Genomic DNA, 24,505 nt, shown 5'->3' on the forward strand with positions numbered 1-24,505 from the left:
TCATGTGGCTCCGCTGGATAGCATGGACCGAGACATGGCGGACACGGGAGCCGACGAGCCACCGGAGGAATCGGTCGCCGAGGAACTGGCCGACGCCAGGCGGGCGCGGACGGGGGACCGCATCGAGTTCCGCGGCGGGCCCGCGGCCAGCGCGATCCCCATCGGACTGTTCATCCTGTGGGCCATCTTCCAGAGCGGCGTCCTGCGGGTGAGCGACACGACCGGCCTGGTGGTCGGGATGCTGGTGTCGCTAATCGTCGGGATGTTCTTCGCGAGGGGCGACTGGAAGACCTACGCAAACACTATCTTCGAGGGGATGACCCAGCGCGTGGCCGCGACCGCCATCGTGGCGTGGCTCTGGGCGGGCATGTTCGCCGAGACGATACAGGTCGGGGGCTTCGTCGGCGGCCTCGTCTGGGCCGCCGAGGCGCTGTCGGTCGGCCCGGCGCTGTTCCCGGCGGTCACGTTCGTGCTGGCGGCGCTGCTGGCGACCGGCATCGGGACGGGCTACGGGACCGTCATCGCGTTCACGGGCCTGTTCTTCCCGGCGGGCGTGCTGCTGGGAGCGAATCCGACGCTGCTGTTCGGGGCCATCCTCTCGGGCGCGGTGTTCGGCGACAACCTCGCGCCGGTCTCGGACACGACCATCGTGAGCGCGGTGACCCAGGACGCCGACATCGGCGGCGTGGTCGCCTCGCGGTTCAAGTACGCCCTGCTCGCGGCCGTTCCGGCGTTCGCGGGCTACCTGGTCGCCGGGTCGGTGATGGCCGGTGCCGACGTCGCGGGGAGCGCCGACGTGCTGGCCGGCCAGGCCGAGCCGCTCGGGCTGGTCCACCTCGCGTCCATCGGCGTCGTCATCGCCACCGCCGTCAGCGGGCGCCACATCGTGGAGGCCATCTCGTGGGGGCTGGTGGTCGCGGTGGCCGCGAACCTCCTGTTCGGCCTCGCGTCGCCCGCCGAACTGCTGCTGTTCCGGGCGCCCGCGGACGTGACACTCGCCCGGAGCCTCTCGGCGCTCCCGGTCGTGACGACCGTCCCGCCGACGTCCGACCGGGTCGCGGTCTCGGGCGCCTTCTACGACGGCGCGGCCGGCTTCTTCCCGCTCATCGTCCTGACGCTGCTCATCGTGGCCGGCGCCCGCATCATGATCCGGGGCGGCGGCTTCGAGGCCATCCAGGACTGGCTGCTCTCGCGGGTGGCCACCAGCGTCCGCCGGGCCGAGACCACGATGGTGCTGGGCACGGCGTCGGTCAACGCGATGATCACCATCAACACCGCCGCGGAGATCGCCATCGCGCCGTACGTCGCCCGCATCGGCGAGCGGTTCAACGTCAACGGCTACCGCCGGGCCAACATCCTCGACGCCAACACGTCGGCGCTGGGCTACATCTTCCCGTGGGCGGGCGGCGTGCTCGTGGGCTACACCGAGATGCGGGGGCTGGTCGGCGCCGAGGAGTTCGGGTGGTTCACCCGCGAACTGCTGGTCAACCCCGTCGAGGTGTTCCCCTTCGTCTTCCACGGCTGGCTCCTGTTCGGGGTGTTCGTCGTCTCGGCGCTGACCGGCTTCGGACTGGAGTACACCACCGACCGCGAGTCCGAGGAGGTGGCCCGGGTATGACCGTCCGCGAGAAGTACCTCGCCGGCCTGGGCTTCCGGACGAACACGCCCTCGTTCGCGCCGGGCCAGGAGATCTCGGCGTTCGTGACGGGGTACGACGGCGACGTTCCGGTCGTCCGGGTCGGCGACACCGTCCTGCGCGTCGACGACGCGCCGGCGGACGCGCTCGACACCCGGGTCAGGCTCCGCGTCGAGGAGTTCGACGAGTCGGCTCATCGCGGCCGGGCGAGCTACCTGGAGACGGTCGGCGAGTCGTCGTTCTGAGCGGACGCGGTCGCTCGTCTCCGGGAGTGCTCCCGTCGGGGGTACTCGATTCGAGACTGGCCGATCCGAGGATAGCGTTCGCGAGGAGGATATCGGGGCGGCGGTCAGGCCATCTGCTCGATCTGTTCGAGTTCGACCTCGACGTGGACGCCGTCGGGGAAGTCGAACTCGGCGACCTGCCGGGCCAGCGCGTTGTGGCCGACGATCTCCATCTGTCGGGTGTACACCGTGTAGTCCCAGGATCGGAACTGTCGGTTCTCGTCGCCCGACGTCGACTTGTACTGCGGTACCGTGAACTGTTCTGGCGGGGCGGAGTGCGGGCCGCGGAGCTCCGCGCCCTTCCGCTCGGCGGTCGAGCGGATCTCGTCCACCACGTTCTCCAGCGCGGGGCGGTTGCCGCTCTGGAGCCGGATTCTTGTTACGAAGGTCATGGCTGGGGGTTCGGTGTCGAAGTTGTTCTGCGTCGAACTACGTAAATCGTCTGCTCTTCGCGCGGGTCCGCCGGCCGGTCCCGCACGACGAATCTCCGTCCCGCGCTGACCCGTTTGCGAAGCACCGCTCTCCGACATTCTCTTAACGCACCGCCGTATATACTCCAGTAAATGACGGTTGAAGCCACGTCCGCGGGTGCGATCCTCTACAGGGATACCCGCGACCGCCGCGAATACCTCCTCCTCAAGTCCCGTCCGGGCGACTGGGAGTTCCCCAAGGGCGGGGTGGAGGGGGACGAAGAGCTACAGCAGACGGCCATACGCGAAGTGAAAGAAGAGGCCGGAATCAAGGACTTCCGGCTGCTCGACGGTTTCCGCGACGATTACGACTACGTCTTCGAGGCCAACGGCAACACCATCCACAAGACGGTCCACCTGTTCGTCGCCAAGTCCTACGAGGCGAGCGCGGAGCTCTCCCACGAGCACCGCGACCACCAGTGGCGCGACTACGAGCAGGCCATCAACACCATCACGCAGGACGGACCCCGCGAGATCCTCGAGGACGCCCACGAGTTCCTCAACGAGAAGGAGGAGAACGGCGACGTCTGAGGGCGTCGCCGCGGCGCTTCCGCGCCGGTCGGGCCGCGCAGGACCCGGTCGACGGTCGACCGGCTGCCGACCCCGCCGAGCGGCGCCGCCCTCCGGCCGCCGACGCTGCGACTGTTCTCGTCCGAGCTCCGGCGTCGACCGAACCACTTAGGCCGACCCCGCACCTGGCCCCGAGCGTGAGCGACGCCGACGACGGCGCGCCGGCAGCGGGCGCCGACCCGGAGTTCGTCTTCGAGCTGCGGACCTGCCGGTGGGTCGAGCGCGCGTGGCCGCCCGGCGAGAGCGCGGCCGGCGAGGCCGGCGCCGACGCGGAGGGCCCCGGCTGCCCGGCCATCGTCGCCCGCCAGCTCGGCACGAAGCGCCGGCGGTGGGACACCCTGGTCGTGGAGGTCGACCCCGACGCCCTCCGGCGGCGGGCGAGCTTCGGCGCCCGCCGGCTCGACTCGGACCTGCTGGACGTGATTCCCCACGCGCCGGCCGACTGGGAGTGGTACCGGGACGCGCTCCCGGACCCCGGCTACCCCTGGCGGTACGTCCGCGAGTCCATCCACCGCGCCGACGACCGCGGCATCCTGGACGTCCGCCGGCGGAACAACCGCATCCAGATCCGCCGGAGGTGGGCCTACCCCGACTGGGTCCGGCGCATCGTCGCGGTCGAGAACAAGCCCGACCTCGACGCCAGCGCGGCCCGGGACCTCGCCGCGCAACTGGAGTACGACGTGGCGCTCGCGCTGGCCGACGAGGTGTGGGTCGCCACCCGCGCGACCGGCGAGCGCGTCGAACCCGCGCTGCTGGAGAGCGTCCCGGTGGAGGCCGGCATCCTGACGCTCGATTTCGAGACCGGGGAGGACAGCGTCGAGTGGTTCCCTCGCGGACTCGACGTCGAGGCGCCGGGCACGCGCATCCTCGAACGCGGCGAGGAGACGAAGTACGGCAGTTCGGCCTCGCGGTTCGAGTACGCCGACCCGGAGTGGAAGGCCCACAAGCGGCTGGAGATCGCCGAGCGCGCCTACGAGAAGGGGTGGCGGGCCTTCGCCGAGACGATGCGCCCGGACTGCCGGCACTTCGAGCTCCGACGCGACGGCCGGACGCTGCTGCCGTACTGCGCCGCCAAGGACTGCCACCAGACCAGTTCCGAGTGCTCGGGGTCGTGCCCGGAGTTCTCGCCGGAGCCGCCCCAGTGGCGGACCAAGGGGTGGCCCATCGAGGGCGGGCCCGGCAAGGGGATCCGGAAGCTCCTGGAGGACCGACGGGAGCGGAATCGCCCCGACTGATTCCCCCGTGATGGCCGTCGGTCGGATTACCGCCGACTCACTCCGAGACCGATACCTCGACCTCGTCGCGCTCGACGGCCAGTTTGAACGTCGGCACGGTCCGGTAGACGACCTCCACGACGCCCTTCCGGCGGAGCGACTGGAGCGCCGACCGCACGTCCTCGGCCTCGGGGTCGACGTCGTACTCCGCGCGGAGCTTCTGGAGGACCGACACCACGCTCTCCGAGTCCTCGTCGGGGCCGGCGACGACCTCGAACACCTGCTGCTGGAGCTCGGGCACCCGGATGGCCGACGGCGCGCCCTCCTCCTCGTCGCCGACGACGCCCGGTTCGACGTCGACGAGCTCGTTGGCCTCGTTGGTCGCCCGGATGAGGCTGTTGTCGTCGCGGTAGTAGTAGTCCTTGAGTTCGCTCTCGAGGTACTGGTGGACCTCGCTCCCGCTCTCGAGACCCCATCGCTCCTGCAGTTCGGCGTTCTTGGTCGGCTGGAGCTCGACGAGGTCGGCGAGTCGCTCCTGTGCCTCCTCCGAGAGAGTCATCGGGCGGCGTTAGGACGGGGGGATATTTCCGCTTTCCGGAAGGTCGGACGCTCGCGGTGGTCGGGTCGCGGGGGTTTCGGTCTCGGGTTTCCAGTGAGTTCGCGAAGCGCGTTGCGGTCGTCCGGAGTTGCGGGAGGGCGAGGGTAGTGATCGGAGTTGCGGGAGGGCGAGGATAGCTAGCTACAGCCGTCACAACTGAATTACCGCAACCGCACAGCGACCGCGACAGCCTCGTGCCTCCCCAGCCTCCTGCGGTGCTCGCTTCGCTGTGCTCCTCGTCCCTCGCGCACCTCGGCGGACCCCCTGTGGGTCCGCCAGCGCGCGCCGAATCATGTGTTCCGGTGCTCGATATTCACAGAAATCATCAGGTGCTTGTCCGAATCTCGGAAGGATTATTCCGCGCGGCGCCGTGGGGAGTGGTATGTCCGACTGGGAGACCATCGCGCTCGACTACGAGGACGACGTGGCGACCCTGACCGTCGACCGCCCCGACCGACTCAACGCGCTCAACGTCGACACCCTCGAAGCCCTGGACGAGGCGCTCGGCGAGGTCGAGGACGAGCGGCCGGGCGCGGTCGTCGTCACCGGCGCGGGCGACGACGCCTTCGTCGCCGGCGCGGACATCAGCTACATGCAGGACCTCTCGACGCCCGAGGCCCAGGCGTACGCCGAACTCGGCCACCGGGTCACGAACCGGATCGAGCAGTTCCCCGCACCGGTCATCGCCGCGGTCAACGGCTACGCCTTCGGCGGCGGGTGCGAGCTCGCGCTGGCGGCCGACCTCCGGGTCGCCAGCGAGAACGCGGTCATGGGTCAGACCGAGATCGATCTGGGCATCATCCCCGGCTGGGGCGGCAGCCAGCGCCTCCCCCGGCTGGTCGGCGACGAGATGGCGCGCCGCCTCATCTTCTTCGGCGAGCGCATCGACGCCCAGGACGCCAACGAGCACGGCCTCGTCGGCGAGATCGTCGCGACCGACCAGCTCGACGACCACGTCCACGAGCTCGCGGCCGACCTCGCGGCCAAGCCGACCTACGCGCTGGCGGCCGCCAAGGAGGCGCTCAACCAGTCCCACGAGATGAGCCAGGAGGCCGGCCTGCGCTACGAGCGCCGGCTCTGGAGCGGCCTGTTCGGCACCCGCGACCAGCGCGAGGGGATGGAGGCGTTCCTGGAGGACCGCGAACCGGACTGGGAGTAGGCCTAATCCTGCGGCGCGGCCGAAATCAGCTCGTCCGCCTCCGAGACGGTCTCCTCGACCTGCGTGTACACCAGCACCAGTCCCAGCGCTGCCAGCGCCGCGCCGAACGCGAACGGCCAGACGAACCCGAACGTGACGAGGAAGCCCGAGGCCAGCGGGCCGATGGCGGTCCCGAGCCCGAACGCCATTGTGAGCACCGAGAGCGTGGTTCCCGACTGGCCCTCCTTGGCCAAATCGCCGGCCAGCGCCAGCGCCGGGGCGAACACCAGCGCCACCGCGACGCCCTGGACGAACCGGGCGGCGACCATCGCGGCCGGGGTGGCGACGTACCCCTGGGCGAGCAGCGACGGGACGAGCACGACGAACCCGGCGACGAGGAATGGTCGGCGGCCGTACCGGTCGCTGGCACGGCCGATGGGCACCTGGAAGACGACGTTCGCGATGACCACCGCCGCGAACTCGACGCTGAACAGCACCGACCCCTGCGAGAGCCGGGTCGAGAGCTGGGGTTCTAGCGTGGCGAACAGCCCGATGCCGATGGCCATGAACAGCGTCGCGACCCCGAGGGTGAACACCGGGTCGAGCCCGGCGTTGTCGGGGTCGGTCACCGACACCGCGAGGTCGTCGCCCGCGCTCGCTGCGGTCCGCTCGGGGTCCTCGACGAAGGCGGCCACGAGCGCGAAGCTGACCGCGGCGCCGAGCGCGGCGACGCCGAAGGCCGCGACGAACCCCGAGACGGTGCCGACGGGCGTCCCGTAGGGGCCGTATTCCAGCAGGAACCCCGCGATCAGCGGGCCGAAGCCGAAGCCGATGAGCCGGAAGGTGTTGAACACCCCGAAGTTGTTGCCCCGGGTCGCGTCGGTCGCGAGTTCGTTGACCAGCGCGACCGTCGCGGGGATTGCCAGCGCCGCGCCGACGCCCTGGAGCATCCGGAGCGCGAGTATCGCGGCGTAGCTGTCGGCGAAGACGTACGCCCCGCTGGCGACCCCGAGCAGCGCGAGGCCGACCAGGATGAACGCCCGTCGCTTGCCGGTCCGGTCGGAGAGCCGCCCGGCGAACGGCTGGCCGAAGCTGTTGAGGAAGCCGAACAGCGAGAGCGCGACCCCGATGAGCACCGACTGGGCGACCGCGACCCCGAGCAACTCGCCCCCGCCGCCGGGCACGTCCAGGATCACCTCGTCGAGGAATTGCGGCAGGACGACGATGAGGAAGGAGTTGCCGACCGAGTCTATCATCCGGGCGAACGCGAGGGTCAGCACCCGCCGGTCGGTCCCGAGCAGCGCCATTCGTCGGAACGAGGGCGCGTGCGGGGAAGACGGTTGCGGCACCGGCTGCGTCCGATAACAGTCTACGTGAGTGGCGTCGGAACCACCCTCCCGCCCGGACTATGCGTAATTTTAACACACCTCGCGTGGTAGGTTCACGCTCTCCATCCGGTCGCCGGCGCCGCGCCGCCGACCCGGAGTCCCACCGATGACCAAGATAGAGTGCCAGAACTGCGGACGGAAGGCGACGGTCGACAGCGACCAGCGGGCGTCCGACGCCCCGATGCGGTACTGTCGGCGCTGCGGCGAGGAGCTCCCGCCGCGCGAGGAGTGGTGAGCAGGCCGCCCGGGGACGACCGAGTGCCGGACGCGGACCGCGCGAGTAGCCACTGGGAATCGACGACCTCTCGACCGCGACCCCCGTCACCGAACTGATTTCTCCTCGCCGCCCGAACCGCCGCGCATGGAGAAGACCGCCATCGACGACGCGGACTCGGCGGCGTTCGACGAGGGCGTCGACCGCCGGTCGCTGGCCGAGGCGCTCGGCGCGACGGACCTCGCCCTGAACCACTACCGCGTCCCGCCCGGAGAGGAGTTCCCGAGCGGCCTCCACGCCCACGGCGACCAGGAGGAGGTGTTCGTCGTCCTCGACGGCGAGGCGACCTTCGAGACGCTCGCCCCCCGAGACGAGGGCGGCGGCGACCAGCAGGTCTCGGAGTGGACGGCCGCGGCAGTCACCGCAGCCGCGGGCGAGGCAGTCCGGTTCGCGCCCGGCGAGTACCAGTCGGGCCGGAACGCCGGCGACGAGGACCTGGTGGCGCTCGCGCTCGGCGCACCCCGGGACAGCGAGGACGTGCGGATCCCGCTGGCCTGCCCCGAGTGCGGCCACGACTACCTCGGGCCGGAAGCGGGCGAGGACGGGGAGGTCCGACTCGTCTGTCCGGCCTGCGGCGCCGAGCACGCGCCCGACGGCTGTCCGGACTGCGGGAGCGAGATGCGGGCCGCGCTCGGCGGGTCGGCGGACGGTCCGTCCGCGGTGCGCTCCGAGACGGTCGCGGTCTGCCCGGACTGCGGCGCGGAGGCGGCGACCCCGTTCCGGTCGTGACCCGGTCCGGGTCCGTCGCGCCGGTCGACGTGCGTCAGTTTCCGACCGCGTCGCCCTCGACGGCGGTCACGTCGACGTTCTCGTCCAGCACGATGCGGAGTTCGTCGCCGTCGCACGAGACCGTCACCTCGACCCGCCACGGGTCCTCCGAGCGCACGGCGACCGGGTCGGTGGCGGAGACGAACTCCAGCTCCCAGAGCGGTCGGCTGGTCACGTCGACGCCCCGAGCGTGGAAGAACGACACGACGGCGGGGTGGTAGAGGACGTTCTCGCCGGGCGTGGTGAACATGAACCCCTGACAGTTCTCGCAACTGCGGGCGACGAACACCGCCGACTCCTCTCCGCCGGTCAGCGTGTCGCTCTCGACGCGCTGGAACTCGCCGGGCATCGGTCCCGCGCACCACTTGCAGACGCCCCGGTTGAACAGCATGATGTTGTGGCGGCTCCACTGGTCGAACGCTCCCAGTAGCTCCTCGCCGTCCCAGTGCTCGACCGCGGTCGGCGGGAACGGGACGTCCTGGAACTCCCGGTCGCAGTCTGGGCACGCGATCCGGAGTCGGGCGTCCTCGTACCGGACTTCGAGCCCCGACCCGCATTCGGGACAGCCGCTGTCCGGCTCGACGTCGCCGACGTCGGTCTCGTCCGTGAAGAAGCCGGCCACGACCGTCCGGTACAGCAGGTCGCCGGGGTACGTCAGCGAGTAGCCGTCGTCGCGCTCCCGGACGAACCGGCCGACCAGCTTCTGGAGGTGGTAGTTGAACTTTCCGCTGTCGCGGATCCCCGCCCGGTCGCGGAGCTCCGAGAAGCTGAGGACGCCCTCGTACTCCTCGTAGGGGGCCTCGGCCAGCGCCCGGAGGATCGTCATCCGGGTCCCGTCGGCGACCAGCCCGAACGCCTCGGCGGGGTCGAGTCCGTCGGCCTCGCTCATACGGCCCACTCCGCTCGCGGCCCCTAAATAGCCACTCCCGCTGCGGAAGCCATCTCCAGTGGGGCCGAGCGTCCCGCGGCGACCGCGGTCGGCTCCGGTCGCGAAGGGGCAGGGATTAGTCGCTCGACTCCGAACGCCAGCGCATGGAGACCACCGACGCGTTCGTCGGCCTGACGTGTGTCGACTGCGGCGAGACGTTCGACGCCGGGGAAGCGACCCACCGCTGTCCCGACTGCGGGGGCATCCTGGACCCGGATTACGACTACGACGACATCGAACTGACTCGCGAGGACCTCGCGTCCCGGTCGTTCGAGTCGATGTGGCGCTACGAGGAGCTGCTGCCGTTCCCGCGGAGCGCCGCGGTCACGATGGACGAGGGCGCGACCCAGCTGGTGGAGTGCCCGAACCTCGCCGACGAACTCGGGGTCGGCCGGGTGCTGTTCAAGGACGAGGGCCGCAACCCGACCGGGACGTTCAAGGACCGGGGCCAGACCGCGGCGATGACGGCGGCGGTCCAGCACGGCGCGACCGACGTGGCGCTCAACTCGGCGGGCAACGCCGGCCAGGCGGCCGCGGCTTACGCCGCCCGGGCGGGGCTCGACTCCCACGTCTTCCTGCCCTCGCGGGCCGGGTTCACCAACAAGGCGATGGTCAACGTCCACGGCGGCGACCTGACCGTCGTCGAGGGCCGCATCGGCGACGCCGGCGCGGCCTACGAGGACGCGATGGCGGAACACGACGACTGGTACTCGGTCAAGACGTTCGTCACCCCGTACCGCCACGAGGGCAAGAAGACGATGCTGTACGAGGTCGTCGAGCAGAACGACTGGGAGGTGCCCGACGCCGTCGTCTACCCGACCGGCGGCGGCGTCGGCCTGGTCGGGATGCACAAGGCCGCCAAGGAGCTGCGCGACCTGGGCCTCACCGACGAGCTCCCGGCGATGTACGCGGCCCAGTCGGCGGGCTGCGCGCCCGTCGTGGAGGCGTTCGAGGAGGGCAAGGACGTCCACGAAGTCTGGGAGACCCCCGACACTATCTGCGGCGGCATCGAGATCCCCGACCCGGGCGCGAGTCCGCTCATCCTCGACGCGCTGCGCGAGAGCGACGGCGGCGCGGTCGCCACCAGCGACGAGGACATCCTCGACAGCGCCATCGCGGTCGCCCAGCACGAGGGCCTGGAGATGGGCGCGACCTGCGCGGCGGCGGCCAGCGGGGCGTGGGAGCTCGCCCGGCGGGGCGAGTTCGACGAGGACGACACCGTGGTGCTGCTCAACACCGGCGCGGGCAACAAGGACGACGACGTGCTCCGCAGCCACCTGATGGGCAAGGGCATCTGAGGGGAGAATCGTAGAGCCGCGGCGGGCCCGATAACGGCGGGCGCGTCGCTCGATTCGAGCGGAGGGAGACGCGAAGCCCGAGCGCCCTGATACGTCCCCTTCTACTGTTCGACGCTGACCGGGTCCTCCGAGATGATCCAGGCGTCGGGCGATTCCTTCGACCGGAGTTCGAGGCGGCCGTTGTGGAAGTGAGCGGTGACACGTTCGCTCGACTCGGTCTCTGACATCCTGTCCGGCGCTACGCCGGACCCGGCCATTACTATACGCCGTCTACTCGCGGGACACAGGCGGTCTACCGGTCGATACGCGGAGTCTACTCGGGCGTAAGCGGGACCGGACCGCGAAAAACGGACGACGGTCAGTAGTAGTACACTTCGAACTCGCTGCCGCAGTTGCCGCAGTCGACAGTCGTTCCGGTGAGTCGGTCGGGGTCGCTGAACCGCGGGTCGGGCTCGCCGCCGTCGGTGGCGACCGCGGCGACCCGACCGTCGCAGTTCGGACACCCGATGCTCGTCTCGATGCGCGACATGCTCCGGAGATACCCCGTGCCGGCGGTTAGTTATACGCCGTCTAAACTCGAAACAGGCGGGGCGTGGGAGCCGTCCGTCTCGTCGTAGCCACCCGGTACCGGCGGGGTGGTCGGTCGGTGCGCAGGCCGCGGTTCCCGACGGCGAGGCGGCCGCCGAACTGGAACGGGACAAATATAAGTTTTAGACGCCACTAAATCGGAACAACGAATGCTGAGCGACGTGATGGAAGACTACCTGAAGTCGATATACGCCCTCCAGAAGGAGGACGGCGGGCCGGTCTCGACCTCGGCCATCGCCGACTACCTCGACGTGACGTCGCCGACGGTCACGAGCATGGTCGAGAAGCTCGAGGACCGGGGACTGGTCGAGCGCGAGAAGTACAAGGGGGTCGAGCTCACCGAGGAGGGCGAGACGGTGGCGCTGGAGGTGGTGCGCCACCATCGGCTGCTCGAGTCGTACCTGACCGAGCACCTGGACTACGCGTGGAGCGAGGTCCACGAGGAGGCCGACACGCTCGAGCACCACATCAGCGAGGAGTTCGAGCAGCGGGTCGCCGAGGCGCTGGGCGACCCCGAGGTCGACCCCCACGGCGACCCCATCCCGGGCGCCGACCTCACCCCGCCGGAGGCCGACGACACCACGCCGCTCTCCGAGCACGACGCCGGCGACCGCCTCGTGGTCGCGCGCGTCAGCGACCGCGACGAGGAGGAACTCCGCTACCTCGCGGACGCGGGGGTCGCGCCGGGCACCGAACTCTACGTCGCCGACGTGGCGCCGTTCGGGATGGTGACCGCCCGGCTCGGCGGCGAGGGCGGCTCCGAGCAGAGCCTGCCCGAGAACGTCGCCCGCTCCATCCGGGTCCGGCCCGCGGGGGATGAGGACGGCGACGGGAGTGACCGCGACAGCCTCGAGAACGGGCCCGGCGGGGACGCCCGGGGCGTCAGACCCTGACGGCGGTCCTGTCGGAGAGACAGCTTTTTCTCGGCGGCCTCCCGTACGTTCGGTCGATGCTCGACGCAGTCGTCTCGGGGCTGGCCGGCGTCGCCTTGGGCCTGTCGCTGGCGGCCCCGCCGGGGCCGATGAACGCGGTCATCGCCGAGGAGAGCGTGTTGCGTGGCTGGGGCTCGGGGTTCCGGGCGGGCCTCGGCGCGATGTCGGCCGACGCCTGCTTCTTCGCGCTCGCGCTGCTCGGCGTGGTCGCGGTGGTCAGGGACGCGCAGGCCGTCCAGGGCGCGCTGTTCGCCGCGGGCGGCCTGCTGATGCTGTACTTCGCCTACGGCGCGGCCAGCGACGCCAGCGAGGCGTTCGGCGCCGACGCCGCGGCCGGCGAGACCGGCCCGACCGCCGCGGACGGCGCCGGGAGCCGCGGGGACAGCAGGGGCTTCCGGAAGGCGTTCGCGCTGGCGCTGACCAACCCCTACCAGATCCTGTGGTGGCTCACGGCCGGGGTCGGCCTGCTCGACCCCGGGACGTTCGCCGTCGACGCGCTGGGCGGCCTGACCGTCTCGACCGGCAGCCCGGTCATCGTCGTGGGGTTCTTCGGCGGCATCGCGCTCTGGATCACCGGGTTCCCGGCCGCGCTGGTGTCGGTCGGCCGGCGCGTCGACGCGTTCGCGCCGGCCGTCGCCTACCTGAGCGCCCTCGTGCTCGCGCTCGCGGGCCTGTCGTTCCTCTCGAAGGCGGTCGGGATGGTGGTGTAGGTCGGCGGGACGAGCGGCTCGCGAGACTCCGATTCCGACGGACGGCACCTAAAACGATGTTCACCCGCAGGTGACCGGCTCGCGTCCGCGCGGGCCCGGCGTCGGCGACTGCCCCGCGCTCAGGGCCGTCGCTGGGTCCGACGGTCCGGCGACGTCTCGCAGTCCATCTCGGGGACCTCGCCCTCGAGCCACTCGCGGAACCACTTGACCCGCTTGAGGCGCTCGTGGGCGATGCCCTCGGCGGCGTCGGTCTGGACGCGCTTTGCGGCGTCCTTGCCCCGTTCCATCACTCGGTCGACCATCTCGGCGGCGTCCATGTGGGTCCGGGCCTCGTACCCCATCCGGAGCAGCATCAGCGCGGTGCCGTTCGCGCCGACCTTGTCGAGCAGGTCGGCCTCGATGAGACACTGGGTCTCCTTCGGCAGGTCGGTCAGGTCGCCCTGGTAGGAGTGGTTCTCGACCGCCTTGCACACCTCCTCGATGAACGACTCCGGGAAGTCGCCGTGGGTCTCGAGGTACTTCCGGGCGATGCGCGCGCCCTCCTCGGCGTGGACGTCCTGGTCGGCGTCGAGCTTGGCGATGTCGTGGAACAGCGCCGCGACCCGCGCCACGTCGACGTTCGCGCCCTCCTTCTCGGCGATGGTGCACGCGAGGTCGACCACGTTGAGGATGTGGTTGAACCGGTACTCCGCGGAGTGCCAGGGGTACCACCGCATCCGGCCGCCGCCGTCCTCGTTCTCCACGCTCGCCGCGAGATACTCGTACACGAAGTCCTTCATCTCGTCGAATTCGGCCTCGGAGACGGGCGACTCCTTAATTTCGACGCCCACGGAACCACCTCGGTTCGAAGCTGTCCGTCTTCATTGTTACTCGTATAAACGAATGATTGACTCTTTAGGCTTACGACGATAGAACCTCGGTCGAAAACGGCAATTTCTCGGGCCTCGGTCCGACGTTCTCCGGCCTTCGGCGACCGGTCGTCGGCCCGGCGTCGTCTCCTCTCCGCGATACGTCGCCGGCGGTCGCGCGGTCGAACCGTGCCGCGCAGCTCGAGACCCGCGACGGCCCGCGCGAGTCGAGCAGTCCTACGGCGCGCGCAGTTCGAACTCGATGCGCTCGGTCGCCTCGCCCTTCGACTCCCGGCCGGTTATCTCGACGCGGCCGAGGTCATCGAGGCTGTCGACGTGGGTACCGCCGCAGGGGCAGTAGTCGAAGTCCTCGATCTCGACCACCCGGAGCGGGTCGACGTGTTCGGGGATGCGGTCGAGCAGCGCCCGACCCTCGTCGGTGCGCTCCTCGACCTCCTCGCGGGGGCGTTCGGCCTTCGTCACCGCGAGGTCGCGCCCGATGGCCTCGTTCGCGAGCCGCTCGATGCGCTCGACGTCCGCGTCGTCGAGGTCGACGGGCTCGAAGTCGATGCGCGACCGGTCGGCGTAGATCTGGTTGCCCGCGGTCGTCGCGCCGTACTCGTCGAGCACCACGCGCGAGACGACGTGCTGGGCGGTGTGCATCCGGCGGTGGGCCTCGCGGCGCTCCTCGTCGACGCTCCCTCGCGCAGTGTCGCCCGGTTCGGGCAGGTCGCCCTCGACCTCGTCGACGTAGTGGCGCACGTCGCCGTGGTTCTTCCGGACCTTCGTGACGTCGGCCCGGCCGCCGTCCCACGACAGCTCGCCGCGGTCGGCGGGCTGGCCGCCGCCCTCGGGGTAGAAGTACGTCCCGTCGAGGACGACGTAGTCGTCGGTCGCCTCGGTCACGGTCGCCTCGAACTCGGTCACGTCGTCCTCGTCGGGGAGGTAGCGTTGCTCGGTCACGGGCGGGAGAAAGTGGCCGAGCGGCTTAATGCTTAGTTGAGCCAGCCGGCGACCCGCCGTCGGAGCCGCGCGAACAGCGGCGTCCGGCGGGGGTCATCGCTGTCGGTCCGCGGTCGGTCGGTCGAGCGGTCCGGCTGTTCGTCGACGGGGGACGCGACGGGGCGGGCCTGTTCGCGCGACCGGAACAGGTCGCGGGTCGCGAGGGCGAACAGCGACGCGCCGAGCAGGGTCCAGCAGACGACGCGGCTCCGCCGGGCTCGTCGGGCGAACACGTATCCGGCGCCGACGAGCGGAACCGCTGCGGCTATCACCCACGTGGGGTCCATCGCTCTCCGGTCGGGTGGAAGTGGTCGAGTCGGTGCGTCCGGATGGGGGCCATGCGTGCGCAAGCGCGACCCGTAGCGGCTTTGTTATGCGTTGCCTGAGGACGCGGTCCGTCGCGCTGCGGTTCCGGTCGCGGTTCCCGACAAAGACGGTAAAGAGCGTTTGTCGCGATGTAAGCTGTGGCAATCGGTCGGGGTTTCGGTTCCTCGGCCGGCCGGTCCGGGACCGCCCGACCACTCGGAAGTGGGGTCGTCAGCCCATCGCGATCGAGACCGCCACCAGTCCGGCGAGGATGCAGACGAGACCGACCCGGCGCTTGTGTCGGGCCAGCGCGGCCTCGGGTTCGGGCGGCGCGTTCAGCAGGTCCGACTGGACCGCCAGCACCGCCCGCGGGAAGCAGTAGTCGACCAGTCCCCACGCGACCAGGACGACGCCGAGCGCGAGCCTCAGGGGGACGGACATGGAGTGTACCTAGTCGGCACTGAGTACGAAATACTTACCGGGAACGAGCCGACAAGTCGGCGGTCGGAGCGGACTCGCGCCGACGCCGACTCGCTCGGAACGCGCCCGCCGCCCGCTCACCCGGCGACCACGGGCCGCGAGATGATCCACAGCGACAGCACGGTGTAGCCGACCATGACCGCGACCAGCGGGAGGTGGGCCCGGCGGGCCCGCGCCGGCGTCCCGTACCGGCGGACGGCGACCTCGTGGGCGGCGACCACGGCCGCGACGTGGCCGACCACGATGAGCAGCACCTGCGACCCCCAGAAGACCGGGACCGACAGCCAGCCGAGCAGGCTGACGGTCGCCTCGGAGCCGACCGCGCGGAGTCCGAGCTCGGCTGCCTGCGCGAGGTTGCGGACTACGTAGGGGTAGTTGTGCGCGAGCTCGTAGGCGACCGCGATGGGGACGACCGTGGGTGCGAACGCCCGCGCGGTCGAGACGGCCGACGCGCCCGTCCCGCCCAGGCGTTCGACGGCCGCCGCCGCACCGACGAAGCCGAGCACGAACGCGACGAGTCCGGCGACGTACAGCAGGACGCCGGTTGACACGCCCGTACCGAGCGCGTCCGCGACCACGAACAGGAGCCGCTGGTACTCCGGGGTACCAGTGAACCCGTCGAAGCTCACGGTGTAGACCATCGCGACGACGAAGGTGAGGACGCCCGGCTCGACGGCCGGCGTCGTACAGCCCGCCCACGGGAATCGGGTCTCCGCCGCGTAGCCGTCGTCCCGGGCGCGGACGCGAAGCGGCGCGACGCGTCCGAACTGCCGGTACAGCACCTCGAAGACGTCGGCGCGCCGGAACCACTCCCGGCCGAAGGCGACCCCGCCGAGCACCATGACGACCGCGTAGAGCGCGACCAGTCCCGCCGTGAGCCGGGGCGAGCGCGGAATCACGGTGAGGTTCTCGACCACCCCGACGAGGGCGACGAAGCCGAGGACGGCGGGCCAGACGCCCCAGGCCGCCGGATACGCGCGGAGTGCGACGCGGCCGCCTTCGAGCGCCTCGAGGAGCGCGTGGACGCCGCGCCACGGCGAGAGCGCCCGCCACGGACTCCCGACAAGCATCGCGACGAGTCCGACGCCCTTGAGCCAGAGCGGCCACGCGAACACGGTGGCGACGTTCTCGGCGGCGACCTGTCGGCCCGCGAGTCCCCGGACGACCGCGAAGACGACCGCCGCGGCGAACCCGACGCGTCCGGCCGCCCGGAGCCACCGCATCGCCCCGGGGGAGGCCCGACCGACCGTCCGGGTCGCGCTCGGGGCGAGTTCCCCGTTTCGGCCGAGCCACGCGGCCGTGAGGCCGACCGTCGCGCCGGCGCCGACGAACAGGACGGCGAGCGGGATGGGCGAGTCGAACCGCGTCCCGCCGACGTCGTGGGCGGCGGCGACGCCGGCGAACGCGGCGATGCACGCGAACGCGACGGGGACTGCGAGCCCGGCGAGGACCCCGACCGAACGCCCCGCCCGTCGCGTCCAACTCATACCGTAGTGCGGGCGAGTCGCGCGGAAGTAACTGCTGGTACGCGCGTCGAATCCCGCCCGCCACATCGGCAGCCTTTATCCCGGGTACCCGCAACTCGGCACATGCGCATTCGGACGGTCGCGGTCGTTCTCGCGGTGCTCGCCGGCCTGCTCGGCGCGGCCGCGGTCGGCCTCGGCGTCTTCGGCGGGGAGAGCACGACCCTAACCGCCGAGTGGGTGAGCGGGACGGGCCGCGAGGTGACCTCGAACCACCACGCGGTCGCGGCGGGCCGACCGGGCGGCCGGGGGATGGTGTACGCGCCGGTGAGCGGTCGGGCGAACACCACCCAGTGCGCCCTCTACGGGCTCTCGGCCGCAAACGGGTCGACCGACTGGACGTACGCGGTGCCGCCGGCCGACTGCACGATACACTCGGTGGCCGACCCGACGCTGGCCGACTACGACGACGACGGCACCGTCGAGGTGCTGGCCGGCACGACCGAGCGGGCGGTGGTCGCCGTCGACCCGGCGACCGGCGCGGTCGAGTTCCGGCGCGACCTGGGCTCGTACGGCTACTCGAAACCGGTGGTGACCGACTTCGTCGGCGACGACGCGAAGGAGATCATCGTCGTCGACGCTCACGGGACGGTCTACGTTCTCCGGCCGAACGGGTCGGAAGTCTGGTCGAAAAAGCTCGACCGGTACACCTGGGGCCAGCCGGCGGTCGCCGACTTCGACGACGACGGCGACCCGGAGCTGACGGTCGGCGTCGGCGGGGAGGGCCACCTCTACCTGTTCGAGCGGAACGGCACGGTCGCGTGGCGGCGAACCGACTCGCTCGGCGGGTCGATAACGTGGTTGACGACGGGACAGGCCGACGGGGACCCGGCGCGGGAGATCGTCACCGCGACCGCCGCGGGCGGCGTCGCGATGTTCGACGGGACGGACGGTCGCGTCGAGTGGGAACGCGACTTCGGCCGACTCGCCGCCGTCCGCGCCCTCGGCGACGGCGACGGTGACGGCGCACCCGAGGTGTACGCGGTCGCCCGCGACGGGAAGCTCCGGAGCATCGCCGTCGCCACGGGGGACGTCGAGTGGACGACGACGCTGACGACCGCGGACGTCCAGATGATGCCCCCGCCGTCGCTCGGCGACGTCGACGGCGACGACTCGCCGGAGCTGGTCGCGGCGACGAACGACGGGACCGTCGCCGTCGTCGACCCGGTCGGGGGCGACGTGGTGGCCCGCTACGAGCGCGACGTCCCCGTCTTCGCGCCGCCGACGCTCGCGGACGTCGACGCCGACGGTCGCTCGGAGGCGTTCGTCATCTACGGCGACGGGCGGGTCGTGGCGCTCTCGGTTCCCGAAGGCGGATAGGCTCGATTCCGGCGCACGGTCGACGTTCCGCGACCGGCAGGCCGCCGCTCGCAATGTACCACCGTCCGGGGGAACCGAACCAACTCCGACGAGCGCCCGGATTCAGTCGGCCGCGACGCTCGCCGACGACTGGCCGCCCAGCCGGCGCGCCGATTCGACCGAGTAGACCAGGCTACCGGTGAACAGGACGACGCTCGCGATGATGAACAGCGAACTCAGCGGCGACGCCGTGTCGACGAACACCCAGTAGATGGGGGCCGCGACCGACGGGCCGGCCGCCAGCACGGCGACCTTCGCGACGAGCGGGCCGCAGCACCCGCAGGTGCACGACCCGACGACCACGCCGGTGCCGGCGGTGCCCTCGGCCATCCCGGCCCGCTCGCCGAGCCGCCACTGGCGGGCGATCAGCGCGGCGTTCAGCCCGACGAGCCCGCCGAGCGTCCCGACCACGACGGCGATACCGGCCGAGAACGCGAAGAACAGCGGGATCTCCGGCAGCGCAACCTCGAGCGTCGGCCACTGGACCAGCTGGTAGGCCGCCGGCAGGACCTCGACGGTCGTCTCGTGGGGCGCGCCCTCCTCCCAGAAGAAGGTCACGAACCCGCTGGTCGCCATGAAGAACAGCGCGACGACCAGGCCGACGCCGAGTCCGAACCGGCGGGCGACCGGGTCGCGCAGGACCGACGCGAGCACGTCCCCGGCGTCGGTCCAGACGACGTACCCCACGAGGACCGGCGTGGCCAGCACGACGGCGTAGCCCAGCGGGTGGGTGTAGCTCCCGGGACCGGGGACGAGCTCGGGGTACGAGACCCACAGCCCCATCAGGATTCCCAGGAACGTGTAGCGGGGCCGGGTCGGCCACCGGAGCAGCCCGAGCACGAGACTCGCGACCGCGACGGCGAGGCCGACCACCAGCGACAGCGGCCGGTACCACGACCGCGGGAACGGCATCGTCTGCGCGGTGTACGTGGGGTCGGACGCCAGTCCCTCCCAGAGGACGGTCCCGAGGCCGGCCGCGATGAGCCCGAACAGCACGCCGTAGAGCGCGGTCGTCGGCGCGAGCCGGCCCCGCCGCTTCAGCAGGACGCTGCCGACCACCGCGGCGACGCCGCCCAGAACGACGAGCACCGCGTGCCACTGGGTGAGCCCCGACGAGTGGGTCCCGCCGTGCGCCGAGGCGCGCGGCACCCGCGTGAGGACCAGTAGCAGCACCAGCGCGACCGAGAGCTGCCGTGCCGAACGACGGAACCGCGGCTCGGTCCGGGAGATCTCGGCCGTCTCCGGTCGCGGCGTCGATGGCAGTCGCACACACGAACTTCTGTTCTCCGATAGAATTACTTTACGGACTGCCGAGCGGCCGAGTCGGTTCCGGGCACTCCGGCAGTCGCGTCGGTCGAGCGCCTCAGTCCTCGAACTGCGAGCGGGCGACCGAGACGGACCGATCGCCGAGCGCGAAGGTCTCGACCGACTCCCGGACGCGTCGCGAGCGCGGGACCAGCCGGTCGAGGACGGTCGCCGACCCGCGGACGAGCCACGGGGGGACGCGTCGACCGTGGTCGAGCCAGAATGCCAGGCCGTGCGCGGCGCGTCGCTGGAGCGAGACGACCGACTCGACGGTCGGGCGGCGCCGCGCCTCGAAGCCCCGGAGCGCCTCGTCCGGCAGCGTCTCCCCGTCGTCCGCGAGCGCACTGACGAGGAGTCCGTGGGCGACGACGGCGTCTTCGACGGCGAGCGGATTGCCCTGGGCGCCGATGGGACTTGCGGTGTGGGCGGCGTCGCCCAGTAGCAGGAGGCCGTCGTCGGTCCATCCGGGCGCGACGCCCGGCGCGACGTCGAGCAGCGTGGTGTCGCCGAAGCCGTCCAGGTGGGCGTCGATAGCGGGCCCGAGGCTCGGGTCGACCGCGGCCACCCGATTCCGGAACGCTCCGAACCCCGCTTCCCTGATGGCTGTCCACTCGCCGGCCCGGACCGGGTAGCCGACCTGGAGCTCGCCGGCGCCCAGGCCGAAGTACACGAGGATGCCGTCGCGGTCGATGCGGCCCTGCGTGCCGGCGTCGACGGCGCCGGCCGGGAGCTTGAACCAGGCCAGGTCGATGGGCGAGTCGAACAGGCCGGGGTCGATGCCGGCGCTCGTCCGGACGGCAGAGTACCGCCCGTCGGCGCCGACCGCGACGCGCGCCTCGAACGCCACGTCTTCGTCGGCCTCGCGGTCGCGGGCGGTCACCCCCCGGACCGCACCGGACTCGTCCGCGCGGAGGTCGGTGACGGTGGTGGCGGGGTGGAACGCGAAGCCGTCGTACTCGCTCGCGCGCTCGACGAGGTACTCCAGGAGCGCGGGCTGTTCCATCATGAGCGCGTACGGATACTCCGTGTCGAGCAGGTCGAAGTCGAGCACCGTGATCCGCTCGCCGTAGAGCGAGAACGCCCCCTCGGCGACGGTCTCGTGGGCGAGATCGAGCACGTCGTCGAGCACGTCCATCTCGTCGAACAGCCGGATGACGCCGGGGTTCCAGCCGAACCCCCGGTACTCGCGCTCGAAGGAGGCGGCCCGCTCGACGAGCGCCACGTCGACGCCGCTTCTGGCGAGGAGGTACGCGAGCACGGCGCCGCCGGGCCCGCAGCCGACCACGACGACGTCGGCGGTCACGGTTCGCTCGGACACGCCTGCATCTCGTTCTCCGGGTAGTTATAGTTCGTCTCGGCAGGCGAGCAGTGGCACGGGATGTCGGTCGATAGCTCTCAATCGTCGGAGACGGTCCGATCGGGCGTATCGACCGCCGGTGCCGGCGGTTCGTGTGTGCCGAACTCCGGGTGTGTCTCTTCCATCCACAGATAGACGACCGCGCCGGAGACGAACATCAATACCCCGGTCATGACGAACGCGGATTCGAGATTGACGAACTCCATCGAGAGACCGACCAGAATTGCGCCGATACCGTAGCCGGCGTCGCGCCACATCCGGTAGACGCCCATCCCGGTCGCACGCCAGGTCGGATGGGCGGCGTCGCCCGGAACAGTCATCAGATTCGGGTAGAGCAACGCCATCCCGAGCCCGGAGACACCAGAGAGAATCACCCACGGGAGATACCCCTCCACGAGGACCATCCCGAGGATACCCGAGCCGGCGAGGACCATCCCGGCGACGACGGGTGGACGGCGACCGATGCGGTCCGCGAGCCCGCCGGTTGCGATCTGGAGGAAGTACATCGCGCTGTGGACGCCGACGACGAACCCGACCGCTGCGATCCCGAGTCCCCGACTCGTGAGATACAGCGGGACGGCGAGCCAGAACAGCGTATCAACGAACTTCTCGATGTGGCCCGCCTGTGCCGCGGCGAACAGCGTCCTGTCACCGTAGGTCGCCCGCTTCAGCACCTCGACGAACGGGAGGTCCGCGTCGCGGTGATCGTCGTCATCGACCTCTACCCCCGCGAGCTGGACCGTCTCCTCGATCAGGAAGACCGAGATGAGGAACGCCAGTACGACCACGGCGGCGAGGAAGTAGAACGGCTCGGGCCGGAGGCTCGCGCGGGCAGCGATGACGCCCGTAATCCAGGCGCCTGCGGCGACGCCGGTGTACCCGAACGCCTCGTCGATGCCGACCGCGAGCCCTCGCTGCTCGGGACCTGCGATGTCGATCTTGGCGTTGATCGCCATACTCCAGGTCAACGCCTGGTTGATGCCCAGCAGGACGTTCCCGACGGTGATCCAGCCCCAGCTCGGCGCGAAGATGAGGATGACCGGGAGCGGCAGTGCAGTCGCCCATCCGAGGACGAGCACCGGCTTGCGACCGTATTCGCCGCCCCACTTGCCGGCGTAGAGGTTGAGCAGCGCCTTGACGAAGCCGAACGAGACGACGAACGAGCCGATGACGAACAGCGACTCGACGCCGAGCACGTCCCGGCCCAGCACGGGCACGACGGCGCGCTCGGAGCCGATGGTCAGTCCCGTCGCGAACACCAGCAGGACGTGCAGCGAGAACTGTCCGAGGTGTTCGCGGATTCCCTGTTCGAGTTCGGCGGCGCTCGTGTTTACCATCGATGTTCCCCCGTAGGGGGAATACCTGCATATAGGTCCTGCCGGACATGACCGGCACCGTTAACCCGGACGAGCTCCGATACTCCTGCATGAGCCTGTACGAGGCCTCCTTCCGGGTGAAACACGAGTGTCCCTACCGGGAGCTCTCGAAACGTCACCCGGACCTCACGATACGCGAGTGGTACCTCAGCGACTGCCAGGTTCTCGAGATCACGGCCGACCGGGCCCCGACGGACGACCTGCTCGACGAGATCGACCGCCTGGGAACGACGCTCCACGAATCGGTCGACGATTCGGGGCTCCACGTCGTCACGCAGTCCTGCCTCTGCTCGCTCGAGGAATCGATTCTCGAGCGATTCGAGGAGTTCAACTGCCTGTACCAGCCGCCGACGATCCACCGGCACGGCTGGGAACACTACACGGTGATCGCGTTCGACGAAGCCGACGTTCGAGCGTTACACCGGAACCTCGAGGAGGACCGTGACATCGAGGTCCTGTCGAAGACGGCGATCGCGGAGCAGCAACTCCCCCACAGTATGCTTGCGCCGGTCGATCGACTGTTCGACGACGTAACCGACCGGCAACTGGCAGCACTCCAGTTGGCGCTCGAGAACGGCTACTACGAGCAGCCCCGAGAGACCTCCCTCCGCGACCTGGCCGCGCAGACGTCCGTCGCCCGGTCGACGTACGAGGAGCACCTCCGGAAGGCGGAGAACAAGCTCGTGGGGAACGCCGGGGCGTTCCTTCGACTGGTGGCGGCGAGCAGCGACGCGAATCCGCTGGCCGTTGATCGGGCGAGCCAACGCGGACAGAGTGCAGACTGACCTACGGGAGGATGCCCTGAAGCGGGACTACAGGGTTTTGAGAGTACGGCGAGATACGAACGTCCGGTAGAGAATCCCGGTTCGCCATAGTCCCGGGCGGATTCGAACCGCCGTCATGGGCTCTCTTCCGCATCGACTCGTAACTCGACACGTCCAAAGGCCCATATGATTGGCCACTACACCACGGGACTTCGCTCACTTCGTTCGCTGGTCCCGTGAGCATCGAGAATCCTCGGATTCTCTCACCACCACGGGACTCCTCGTTTCACGCGTCGTCCCGCGTGCCTCGCAGTTCCTTCGGAACTGCTCACCACCACGGGACTTCGGCGTGTTCGCACCCGATTCTAGCGCGATGAACCACTTGAACGTATCGCAATCGAAAACCGCCGAGAAATCCGGAGACCGCTCCGCAGACTCAGTCCGCCTCGCCCTCTTGCCGGACCAGTTCGGCGCACATGTCGGCCTCGGCGTCGAAGCAGTCCGGGCACTGGGGTTCGCGGTCGATGATGGTGTCGAGGCGCTCGGCGACGGTCTCGTCGATGACGCTCTCTAAGGCCTTCGCCTCGCTCGGGAACTCCTCGACCTCGAGGACGTTGTGGAGGAACCGCTCGATGATGCAGTAGGTCTGGAGCGCGTCGCGGGCCTGCTCGATGCCCTCGTCGGTGAGGGTGACGCCCTTGTACTTCTCGTGGTCGGCCAGCCCCCGGTCCTGGAGCTTGCCGATCATCTCGTTGACGCTGGCGGGACTCACGTCGAGTCGGTCGGCGAGCGCCCCGGTCGAGGCCGGACCGTTCTCCATCTGCTGCACGAGATAGATCGCCTTCAGGTACTGGTCTGCGGTGTTCATTCTCTGGCCTCCATGACCGCGGTCACTTCCTCCACGCCCTCGGCCTCTTCCTCTCGGATCGCCTTCAAGATGGTGAGTAGTTCCTCTCGGTCGAGGCCGTACTCCGCGTCGCTGGCCTCGATGGCGTCGATCAGGTCGTCGTAGAACTTGTAGGCGGTCTCCTCGCCGTGGAGCTGGTCGTAGAGCACGCCGTCGAAGTCCTCGGGGCCGGTCTGGGCGTAGGTCCCCTCGACCAGCGCCTGGACCTCCTCGACGGGGACCGGCTCGGCGTCGAGCCGGTCGATGAGCGCCTCGAGGCGCTCGCGGTGGTCGGCCGACTCCTCGCGGGCGTCCTCGAGCAGCTCCTCGATGGCGTCGTCGCGCTCCTCGGGCGAGAGCGTGTCGTAGTGGCGCGCCGCCCGGATCTCGACGACCTCCTCCAAGACGACCCCGATCTGGAGCAGGCGGGCGAGCTGGGTGTCCGTAGAGACGCGGTCGTTGACGGTCATCCCGACCACCCGCGTTCGTCCGTCGATACGACA

General features: G+C 70.3%; 28 protein-coding genes and 1 tRNA gene. 12 read left to right on the forward strand and 17 right to left on the reverse strand.

Features of this window, described 5'->3' with window-relative positions:
• Positions 1-34: 34 nt before the first annotated feature.
• Positions 35-1,618, forward strand: coding sequence for a Na+/H+ antiporter NhaC family protein (locus DVR07_RS03090; RefSeq protein ID WP_115796286.1), 1,584 nt, complete (start codon positions 35-37; stop codon positions 1,616-1,618).
• Positions 1,615-1,881, forward strand: a complete 267-nt coding sequence (locus tag DVR07_RS03095) for a DUF7513 family protein (RefSeq protein WP_115795315.1) — start codon at positions 1,615-1,617, stop codon at positions 1,879-1,881. Before DVR07_RS03090 ends, DVR07_RS03095 begins: the two co-directional genes overlap by 4 nt.
• A gap of 104 nt (positions 1,882-1,985) precedes the next feature.
• On the opposite strand, the gene DVR07_RS03100 is transcribed toward DVR07_RS03095, so the two are convergent.
• Positions 1,986-2,312 carry an uS10/mL48 family ribosomal protein gene (locus DVR07_RS03100; protein WP_115795316.1) on the reverse strand — a complete coding sequence of 109 codons (327 nt, stop codon included), beginning with the start codon at positions 2,310-2,312 and terminating at the stop codon, positions 1,986-1,988.
• 171 nt (positions 2,313-2,483) lie between these two features.
• Between DVR07_RS03100 and DVR07_RS03105 the strand changes: the two genes are divergently transcribed.
• Both DVR07_RS03105 and DVR07_RS03110 read left to right on the forward strand, forming a co-directional pair.
• Positions 2,484-2,921, forward strand: a complete 438-nt coding sequence (locus tag DVR07_RS03105; protein ID WP_115795317.1) for a bis(5'-nucleosyl)-tetraphosphatase — start codon at positions 2,484-2,486, stop codon at positions 2,919-2,921.
• Between the two features lie 176 nt (positions 2,922-3,097).
• Positions 3,098-4,195: a DUF5787 family protein gene (locus tag DVR07_RS03110; protein ID WP_115795318.1), complete on the forward strand. Its 1,098-nt coding sequence runs from the start codon at positions 3,098-3,100 to the stop codon at positions 4,193-4,195.
• Positions 4,196-4,232: 37 nt separating this feature from the next.
• Here DVR07_RS03110 and DVR07_RS03115 read toward each other — a convergent pair whose 3' ends face one another.
• Positions 4,233-4,733 (reverse strand): DUF5797 family protein, encoded by a 501-nt coding sequence (locus DVR07_RS03115; protein ID WP_115795319.1) that lies wholly within the window; start codon positions 4,731-4,733, stop codon positions 4,233-4,235.
• 421 nt (positions 4,734-5,154) lie between these two features.
• Here DVR07_RS03115 and DVR07_RS03120 point away from each other — a divergent pair, with 421 nt between their 5' ends.
• On the forward strand, positions 5,155-5,931 hold the full coding sequence (locus DVR07_RS03120; RefSeq protein WP_115795320.1) for an enoyl-CoA hydratase/isomerase family protein: 777 nt from the start codon (positions 5,155-5,157) through the stop codon (positions 5,929-5,931).
• A 2-nt stretch (positions 5,932-5,933) separates the two neighbouring features.
• On the opposite strand, the gene DVR07_RS03125 is transcribed toward DVR07_RS03120, so the two are convergent.
• Complete coding sequence (locus DVR07_RS03125; RefSeq protein ID WP_115795321.1) at positions 5,934-7,217, reverse strand: MFS transporter; 1,284 nt, start codon at positions 7,215-7,217, stop codon at positions 5,934-5,936.
• Between the two features lie 187 nt (positions 7,218-7,404).
• Here DVR07_RS03125 and DVR07_RS22465 point away from each other — a divergent pair, with 187 nt between their 5' ends.
• Together DVR07_RS22465 and DVR07_RS03130 are read left to right on the forward strand one after the other, a co-directional pair.
• Entirely contained in the window at positions 7,405-7,533 is a 129-nt protein-coding gene (locus DVR07_RS22465) for a hypothetical protein (RefSeq protein ID WP_255457444.1), read from the forward strand.
• A 126-nt stretch (positions 7,534-7,659) separates the two neighbouring features.
• A complete protein-coding gene (locus tag DVR07_RS03130; RefSeq protein WP_115795322.1) occupies positions 7,660-8,301 on the forward strand; it encodes a cupin domain-containing protein in 642 nt (213 codons plus the stop codon).
• Between the two features lie 34 nt (positions 8,302-8,335).
• Here the strand turns inward: DVR07_RS03130 and DVR07_RS03135 are convergent, their stop codons facing one another.
• Positions 8,336-9,229, reverse strand: a complete 894-nt coding sequence (locus DVR07_RS03135; RefSeq protein WP_115795323.1) for an ArsR/SmtB family transcription factor — start codon at positions 9,227-9,229, stop codon at positions 8,336-8,338.
• 143 nt (positions 9,230-9,372) lie between these two features.
• On the opposite strand from DVR07_RS03135, the gene DVR07_RS03140 reads away from it, so the two are divergent.
• Positions 9,373-10,566, forward strand: a complete 1,194-nt coding sequence (locus tag DVR07_RS03140) for a threonine synthase (RefSeq protein WP_115795324.1) — start codon at positions 9,373-9,375, stop codon at positions 10,564-10,566.
• A 101-nt stretch (positions 10,567-10,667) separates the two neighbouring features.
• Here the strand turns inward: DVR07_RS03140 and DVR07_RS22470 are convergent, their stop codons facing one another.
• Both DVR07_RS22470 and DVR07_RS21955 read right to left on the reverse strand, forming a co-directional pair.
• Positions 10,668-10,793, reverse strand: coding sequence for a hypothetical protein (locus DVR07_RS22470; protein WP_255457445.1), 126 nt, complete (start codon positions 10,791-10,793; stop codon positions 10,668-10,670).
• 131 nt (positions 10,794-10,924) lie between these two features.
• Complete coding sequence (locus DVR07_RS21955) at positions 10,925-11,095, reverse strand: hypothetical protein (protein WP_165881723.1); 171 nt, start codon at positions 11,093-11,095, stop codon at positions 10,925-10,927.
• A gap of 208 nt (positions 11,096-11,303) precedes the next feature.
• Here DVR07_RS21955 and DVR07_RS03145 point away from each other — a divergent pair, with 208 nt between their 5' ends.
• Together DVR07_RS03145 and DVR07_RS03150 are read left to right on the forward strand one after the other, a co-directional pair.
• The gene (locus tag DVR07_RS03145) at positions 11,304-12,047 is read left to right on the forward strand and encodes a metal-dependent transcriptional regulator (RefSeq protein ID WP_115795325.1); all 744 of its coding nucleotides are present in this window, start codon (positions 11,304-11,306) and stop codon (positions 12,045-12,047) included.
• A gap of 56 nt (positions 12,048-12,103) precedes the next feature.
• Complete coding sequence (locus DVR07_RS03150; protein WP_115795326.1) at positions 12,104-12,796, forward strand: LysE family translocator; 693 nt, start codon at positions 12,104-12,106, stop codon at positions 12,794-12,796.
• Positions 12,797-12,915: 119 nt separating this feature from the next.
• On the opposite strand, the gene DVR07_RS03155 is transcribed toward DVR07_RS03150, so the two are convergent.
• The 5 genes from DVR07_RS03155 to DVR07_RS03175 form a co-directional block, all read right to left on the reverse strand.
• Positions 12,916-13,626, reverse strand: a complete 711-nt coding sequence (locus DVR07_RS03155) for an HD domain-containing protein (RefSeq protein ID WP_115795327.1) — start codon at positions 13,624-13,626, stop codon at positions 12,916-12,918.
• Between the two features lie 255 nt (positions 13,627-13,881).
• Positions 13,882-14,607: an alanyl-tRNA editing protein gene (locus DVR07_RS03160; RefSeq protein WP_115795328.1), complete on the reverse strand. Its 726-nt coding sequence runs from the start codon at positions 14,605-14,607 to the stop codon at positions 13,882-13,884.
• A gap of 32 nt (positions 14,608-14,639) precedes the next feature.
• Positions 14,640-14,933, reverse strand: a complete 294-nt coding sequence (locus tag DVR07_RS03165) for a hypothetical protein (protein ID WP_115795329.1) — start codon at positions 14,931-14,933, stop codon at positions 14,640-14,642.
• Between the two features lie 250 nt (positions 14,934-15,183).
• Positions 15,184-15,393: a hypothetical protein gene (locus tag DVR07_RS03170; protein WP_115795330.1), complete on the reverse strand. Its 210-nt coding sequence runs from the start codon at positions 15,391-15,393 to the stop codon at positions 15,184-15,186.
• Positions 15,394-15,509: 116 nt separating this feature from the next.
• Positions 15,510-16,919 carry a hypothetical protein gene (locus DVR07_RS03175; RefSeq protein WP_240147428.1) on the reverse strand — a complete coding sequence of 470 codons (1,410 nt, stop codon included), beginning with the start codon at positions 16,917-16,919 and terminating at the stop codon, positions 15,510-15,512.
• 102 nt (positions 16,920-17,021) lie between these two features.
• Here DVR07_RS03175 and DVR07_RS03180 point away from each other — a divergent pair, with 102 nt between their 5' ends.
• Positions 17,022-18,275, forward strand: a complete 1,254-nt coding sequence (locus tag DVR07_RS03180) for an outer membrane protein assembly factor BamB family protein (protein WP_115795331.1) — start codon at positions 17,022-17,024, stop codon at positions 18,273-18,275.
• A 102-nt stretch (positions 18,276-18,377) separates the two neighbouring features.
• Here DVR07_RS03180 and DVR07_RS03185 read toward each other — a convergent pair whose 3' ends face one another.
• From DVR07_RS03185 to DVR07_RS03195, 3 genes are all read right to left on the reverse strand, one after another.
• Positions 18,378-19,583: a hypothetical protein gene (locus DVR07_RS03185; protein ID WP_205254473.1), complete on the reverse strand. Its 1,206-nt coding sequence runs from the start codon at positions 19,581-19,583 to the stop codon at positions 18,378-18,380.
• Positions 19,584-19,677: 94 nt separating this feature from the next.
• Positions 19,678-20,937, reverse strand: coding sequence for an FAD-dependent monooxygenase (locus tag DVR07_RS03190; RefSeq protein ID WP_115795332.1), 1,260 nt, complete (start codon positions 20,935-20,937; stop codon positions 19,678-19,680).
• A 77-nt stretch (positions 20,938-21,014) separates the two neighbouring features.
• Positions 21,015-22,313 carry an MFS transporter gene (locus DVR07_RS03195; protein ID WP_115795333.1) on the reverse strand — a complete coding sequence of 433 codons (1,299 nt, stop codon included), beginning with the start codon at positions 22,311-22,313 and terminating at the stop codon, positions 21,015-21,017.
• A gap of 89 nt (positions 22,314-22,402) precedes the next feature.
• On the opposite strand from DVR07_RS03195, the gene DVR07_RS03200 reads away from it, so the two are divergent.
• Positions 22,403-23,137, forward strand: a complete 735-nt coding sequence (locus DVR07_RS03200) for a helix-turn-helix domain-containing protein (RefSeq protein ID WP_115795334.1) — start codon at positions 22,403-22,405, stop codon at positions 23,135-23,137.
• 87 nt (positions 23,138-23,224) lie between these two features.
• Here the strand turns inward: DVR07_RS03200 and DVR07_RS03205 are convergent.
• The 3 genes from DVR07_RS03205 to DVR07_RS03215 form a co-directional block, all read right to left on the reverse strand.
• A tRNA-Gln gene (locus DVR07_RS03205) sits at positions 23,225-23,328 on the reverse strand.
• Positions 23,329-23,552: 224 nt separating this feature from the next.
• Positions 23,553-23,984 carry a metal-dependent transcriptional regulator gene (locus tag DVR07_RS03210; protein WP_115795335.1) on the reverse strand — a complete coding sequence of 144 codons (432 nt, stop codon included), beginning with the start codon at positions 23,982-23,984 and terminating at the stop codon, positions 23,553-23,555.
• Positions 23,981-24,472 (reverse strand): ferritin-like domain-containing protein, encoded by a 492-nt coding sequence (locus DVR07_RS03215; protein ID WP_115795336.1) that lies wholly within the window; start codon positions 24,470-24,472, stop codon positions 23,981-23,983. The genes DVR07_RS03210 and DVR07_RS03215 overlap by 4 nt, the downstream gene beginning before the upstream one ends.
• Positions 24,473-24,505: the final 33 nt, after the last annotated feature.

Origin of the sequence: Halorussus rarus, from assembly GCF_003369835.1 — an archaeon.
GTDB classification, from domain to species: Archaea; Halobacteriota; Halobacteria; order Halobacteriales; family Haladaptataceae; genus Halorussus; species Halorussus rarus.

Excerpts from the sequence above, each read along its gene's own strand:
- DVR07_RS22470 (WP_255457445.1), bottom strand. The coding sequence starts at position 10,793 with ATGTCAGAGACCGAGTCGAGCGAACGTGTCACCGCTCACTTCCACAAC.
- DVR07_RS03095 (WP_115795315.1), top strand. The coding sequence starts at position 1,615 with ATGACCGTCCGCGAGAAGTACCTCGCCGGCCTGGGCTTCCGGACGAAC.
- DVR07_RS03140 (WP_115795324.1), top strand. The coding sequence starts at position 9,373 with ATGGAGACCACCGACGCGTTCGTCGGCCTGACGTGTGTCGACTGCGGC.
- DVR07_RS03215 (WP_115795336.1), bottom strand. The coding sequence starts at position 24,472 with ATGACCGTCAACGACCGCGTCTCTACGGACACCCAGCTCGCCCGCCTG.
- DVR07_RS03135 (WP_115795323.1), bottom strand. The coding sequence starts at position 9,229 with ATGAGCGAGGCCGACGGACTCGACCCCGCCGAGGCGTTCGGGCTGGTC.
- DVR07_RS03210 (WP_115795335.1), bottom strand. The coding sequence starts at position 23,984 with ATGAACACCGCAGACCAGTACCTGAAGGCGATCTATCTCGTGCAGCAG.
- DVR07_RS03175 (WP_240147428.1), bottom strand. The coding sequence starts at position 16,919 with ATGAGTTGGACGCGACGGGCGGGGCGTTCGGTCGGGGTCCTCGCCGGG.
- DVR07_RS03145 (WP_115795325.1), top strand. The coding sequence starts at position 11,304 with ATGCTGAGCGACGTGATGGAAGACTACCTGAAGTCGATATACGCCCTC.
- DVR07_RS03120 (WP_115795320.1), top strand. The coding sequence starts at position 5,155 with ATGTCCGACTGGGAGACCATCGCGCTCGACTACGAGGACGACGTGGCG.
- DVR07_RS03150 (WP_115795326.1), top strand. The coding sequence starts at position 12,104 with ATGCTCGACGCAGTCGTCTCGGGGCTGGCCGGCGTCGCCTTGGGCCTG.
- DVR07_RS03195 (WP_115795333.1), bottom strand. The coding sequence starts at position 22,313 with ATGGTAAACACGAGCGCCGCCGAACTCGAACAGGGAATCCGCGAACAC.
- DVR07_RS03130 (WP_115795322.1), top strand. The coding sequence starts at position 7,660 with ATGGAGAAGACCGCCATCGACGACGCGGACTCGGCGGCGTTCGACGAG.
- DVR07_RS03105 (WP_115795317.1), top strand. The coding sequence starts at position 2,484 with ATGACGGTTGAAGCCACGTCCGCGGGTGCGATCCTCTACAGGGATACC.
- DVR07_RS03180 (WP_115795331.1), top strand. The coding sequence starts at position 17,022 with ATGCGCATTCGGACGGTCGCGGTCGTTCTCGCGGTGCTCGCCGGCCTG.
- DVR07_RS03090 (WP_115796286.1), top strand. The coding sequence starts at position 35 with ATGGCGGACACGGGAGCCGACGAGCCACCGGAGGAATCGGTCGCCGAG.
- DVR07_RS21955 (WP_165881723.1), bottom strand. The coding sequence starts at position 11,095 with ATGTCGCGCATCGAGACGAGCATCGGGTGTCCGAACTGCGACGGTCGG.
- DVR07_RS03100 (WP_115795316.1), bottom strand. The coding sequence starts at position 2,312 with ATGACCTTCGTAACAAGAATCCGGCTCCAGAGCGGCAACCGCCCCGCG.
- DVR07_RS03165 (WP_115795329.1), bottom strand. The coding sequence starts at position 14,933 with ATGGACCCCACGTGGGTGATAGCCGCAGCGGTTCCGCTCGTCGGCGCC.
- DVR07_RS03125 (WP_115795321.1), bottom strand. The coding sequence starts at position 7,217 with ATGGCGCTGCTCGGGACCGACCGGCGGGTGCTGACCCTCGCGTTCGCC.
- DVR07_RS03200 (WP_115795334.1), top strand. The coding sequence starts at position 22,403 with ATGAGCCTGTACGAGGCCTCCTTCCGGGTGAAACACGAGTGTCCCTAC.
- DVR07_RS03115 (WP_115795319.1), bottom strand. The coding sequence starts at position 4,733 with ATGACTCTCTCGGAGGAGGCACAGGAGCGACTCGCCGACCTCGTCGAG.
- DVR07_RS03170 (WP_115795330.1), bottom strand. The coding sequence starts at position 15,393 with ATGTCCGTCCCCCTGAGGCTCGCGCTCGGCGTCGTCCTGGTCGCGTGG.
- DVR07_RS22465 (WP_255457444.1), top strand. The coding sequence starts at position 7,405 with ATGACCAAGATAGAGTGCCAGAACTGCGGACGGAAGGCGACGGTCGAC.